The 1547-nt window shown below is 52.2% G+C and carries 2 protein-coding genes; one reads left to right on the forward strand and one right to left on the reverse strand.

Annotated elements, in window-relative coordinates; genetic code table 11:
• Nucleotides 1-104: 104 nt before the first annotated feature.
• Complete coding sequence (locus A8O25_RS22270; protein ID WP_066839872.1) at nucleotides 105-410, reverse strand: hypothetical protein; 306 nt, start codon at nucleotides 408-410, stop codon at nucleotides 105-107.
• A 184-nt stretch (nucleotides 411-594) separates the two neighbouring features.
• On the opposite strand from A8O25_RS22270, the gene A8O25_RS22275 reads away from it, so the two are divergent.
• A complete protein-coding gene (locus A8O25_RS22275) occupies nucleotides 595-1482 on the forward strand; it encodes a DUF3822 family protein (protein WP_066839874.1) in 888 nt (295 codons plus the stop codon).
• Nucleotides 1483-1547: the final 65 nt, after the last annotated feature.

The raw sequence follows: 1547 nt of genomic DNA on the forward strand, positions 1-1547 counted from the left end.
CCAACCTGGGATGACCTGTTTATCCCCAGGCACTCGTTCCTGAATTGTATGGCAACGGCTTGTTTTCGGGCTAGTTTTCTGAAAAACAGCGAAAACAGGATTTCTTAAGGCAGGGGGGCCTGAAAGATGTTCTTTAGCTGCCACCCGTATTCAGTGCGCTCAAACTCCACCTCAAAGTCTCCCATTCTGGACTCAGGGGTGTAGCCTAGGTCAATGTCTACCTCAATGCCATCATTGTCAAAGGTGGCTTTTTTTATCTGGCCCATGTCGGCGTCTAAGGGAAGCTCCTCTTTGAGCGCCTCAAGTTTATCTGATAGTTTCATGATGGTGCGTACGCAGTTGCCGGCAGATTTGATGCACACGGCTGGCAACGTACCTCCCCGCTGCGGCCGGGCCGAAATTTGCCCCAAACATTGAATTCAAATTTCAGCTTCACGCGCTTCATTTCCAGAGGCTTTGTCCGGTAGATAACCCCAACCGGGTAAGAAAACAGCGGGAAAAGACGTGGGCGGTAGGTCAAAAATCTGTATTATTGCAGATGTTGGGCGGTTTCCTGCCCCCTTTTCCTTTGTACCACCAGATGATCCCCAGCTATTGGACACGCACGTCTCGGCCTTTAAACAGACCCAACGCGTAGTAGATGACGCCTTTGATGCCTCCGCAAGTGCGGGAGCCCACTTATACCTGTGCTTTGGAGCGCACAGGATAAGGATAGGCGTGCTAGATGCCCAACGCAACAAGTTTGTGGCGCTGGAAGACTATGAGCCGTCCGGTTTAACAACGGTTGACGCCGCCATAGCCACCCTGCAGGAATTAAGCACCACCCACCCCCTTCTGCAGCAGCCCCACTGGAAACAGGTGCGCCTCTGCATCAAAAACCAGCAGTTCACCCTGATTCCGGAGACCCTCTTTGAATTAAAGGCCCGGGAGGAGTATTTGCGGCTGAATGCGGTGGTAGAGCTGGAGCAGGAAGTGGTGCATCACTATGACCACCAGCGGCTGGAACTGGTAAACGTGTTTACGGTACCGGCCAAGCTGGAGGCGTGGGCCAGAAGCCATTTCAAAGGTTCAGCGGTGGAATATGTACACCAGACCTCTGCCCTGATGGAGGGCTTCCTGCACATGGCCGAACGAACCACCCGCCCCGTGCTGTACATTTATGTTGACCGGAATTATGTGACACTGGTGGTGTTACAGGGCATGCGGCTGGAGTTCTGCAACTCCTTTTACTTTGCCTCTTATGAGGACTTCATTTACTTTGTGCTCTTTGTACTGGAAGAGAAAAAAATGAACCCAGACCAGGACCAGGTGGTGGTCTGGGGGGAGCTTCTCCTGAACTCAGAGCTGCACGACGTACTCCGGAAGTACATCAGGAATGTTCAGTTCGGTAAAAAGCCTACCGGGGTTGGCTACAGCTACCGCTTTGACACCCTCTTTGCCCACCGCAACTTTGACCTCTACAGCCTCCATTTCTGCGAGTAAGGCGGCACCCATACCAAGAACCTCCTGCTGTCTGTTTTTGGCCTGTATTTTCAAAAACAGCAAAA

It is taken from the genome of Rufibacter ruber (assembly GCF_001647275.1).
GTDB lineage: Bacteria > Bacteroidota > Bacteroidia > Cytophagales > Hymenobacteraceae > Nibribacter > Nibribacter ruber_C.